1 protein-coding gene is annotated in these 1,937 nt (G+C 34.2%); it reads right to left on the reverse strand.

All coding sequences use genetic code 11. The features are described 5' to 3' along the window. Positions 1 to 584: 584 nt before the first annotated feature. Positions 585 to 1,844 carry an IS110 family transposase gene (locus tag AS161_RS06635; RefSeq protein WP_011993258.1) on the reverse strand — a complete coding sequence of 420 codons (1,260 nt, stop codon included), beginning with the start codon at positions 1,842 to 1,844 and terminating at the stop codon, positions 585 to 587. Positions 1,845 to 1,937 lie beyond the last annotated feature (93 nt).

A 1,937-nucleotide genomic window follows, 5' to 3' on the forward strand; every position in this document is an offset into this window, starting at 1 on the left:
TGATGGTAACGTCTTGCTTGATTCTATTCAAGACGAAGAAGAATTTAACGAAGTAGTGAAAATCTGGGAAGACATGATGGGTGACGAGGATTTCTTCATAGACGTAGATGAAGAAGAAGACGAAGAAGAAGAGTAAAATACTTCTCTTGACAAATCTTGAAGATCTTTGGTAAAATATCATTCGGTTTTCAATGATTGCTATTATAAAAGGTGCAGGCGTAGCTTCAAGCGGTGGAGCGCCTCCTCTTCAAAGAAATATTTTTGATTAGCCTCCTGAAATACGTTTTTTCTTATTTTTTCAAAAAATTCTTACTTCCCTTTCTTTTCCAAAAGAGTTTATCTAAAATCTTAATAATTTTAATTTTTTATCTTTAATGAATTAATTCATTATTTTTATGTCGCTTTATTCCTTCTTAGATTATTTTTTTTAACTACTTCCCCACCATTTTCCCTCAAACTAACCCTCTTATGCCCACCTGGTTTGTTCCACACTCTCACATTCCTTCGTCCTATTTGAGGTATGGTGAGTTTGCTTATTCTCGTATCCTGGTTACTTTCCTAATGGAGGTGACCGGCTTTCTCACCTATACATATACTCTCTCCGGTTCATATCTTGTCTTGCTTTTCACTAACTTGAATATTATCCTTATCATTTTCAATCCTATTGCTATCAATGCTTGTGTCTCTTTTAATGGATTTTTTTCTCTTTTCCTCAGTTTTAAATATTTTTCCATTATTTCACGGTTATGTCTTATCACCGTTTTTGCCATCAAGTATATTATTTTCCTCAGTAACGGCCGCCCTCTTTTTGTTATCCGCGTTTTTCCTTTGTGTTCTCCAGAACTTTCTTCGTACAGGTTCAATCCAGCTAATTTCCTTATTTGTTTCCAGCTTTTAAACCTGCTTAACCCTCCTGTCTCTCCTAATATCGTGGCTGTCATTACCGTTCCTATCCCTGGCACACTTTCTATATATTCCCCTTCTTCTGTTTCTTCTATCATTTTTTTCATCTCTTCTTCTAGCTCTTGAATTTGTCTTGTTAATAGCTCTATTTCTTCCAATAGCATCCTTAATTTCATTTTCGCACTTTTTTGCCCTGCTCTTACTCCTACCGATTCTCTCGCTGCTTCGTATATCTTCCGCGCCCTACTTTTCCAGTCTTTCCCCTTTGTCGATTCTTTCAATACACTTTCTATTTCTTCTACTCCAACTCTTAATATCTCTTCCGGAAATGGATAGGTCTTTAATAATTTCATCGAACCTTCCGAAAATATGTTTTTGTATATCTTCTCATACTCAGGAAAGTATTCGTCTATTATAGCTATTACAATATTTTTTGAATTTTTTCTCTTACTTACTAATTGTTCCCTTGTCGTGGTTAATACTTTTAACTCACTATACACATCATTTGATAAATGCATATCGAAATATCTTCCATCTTTGATTAATTTGGCTATTAATCCTGCATCTTTCTTGTCATTTTTACTAGGTGAGTTATCATCAAATTCTTTGCTTTTCTTCACATGATATGGATTTACTCCAACAAGATAATTTACTTGCTCGTTAGATTTCATTTGCCAAGCTAAAACCTTCCAATAATGCCCTGATGGTTCCATGCCTAAGATTACGTTGTTTAACCCTTCCTTTTGCTTAATAATTCTTATTTTTTCCTCTAACATTTTAATACCATCTATGGTATTATTAATCTTGAAAGGGCTAATCAAATCAATTCCACGATAATCAGTCATCCTAACCCAATGATTTCTTTTAGCAACATCAATACCGACAATTAGAGTGTCTTGAGAAATTCTTGAAACTTTTGGATTAACATACTTTTGTTCCATGGTATCGCCTCCTGATTTTAGTGTGATGGGGTAATTATATATTATCAGGAGGCGATACTTTTTTCAAAATCTATTTTTCCTTACAGGAATGCT

Source organism: Fervidobacterium sp. 2310opik-2 (assembly GCF_011057735.1).
In the GTDB taxonomy this organism is placed as follows: Bacteria; Thermotogota; Thermotogae; order Thermotogales; family Fervidobacteriaceae; genus Fervidobacterium; species Fervidobacterium nodosum.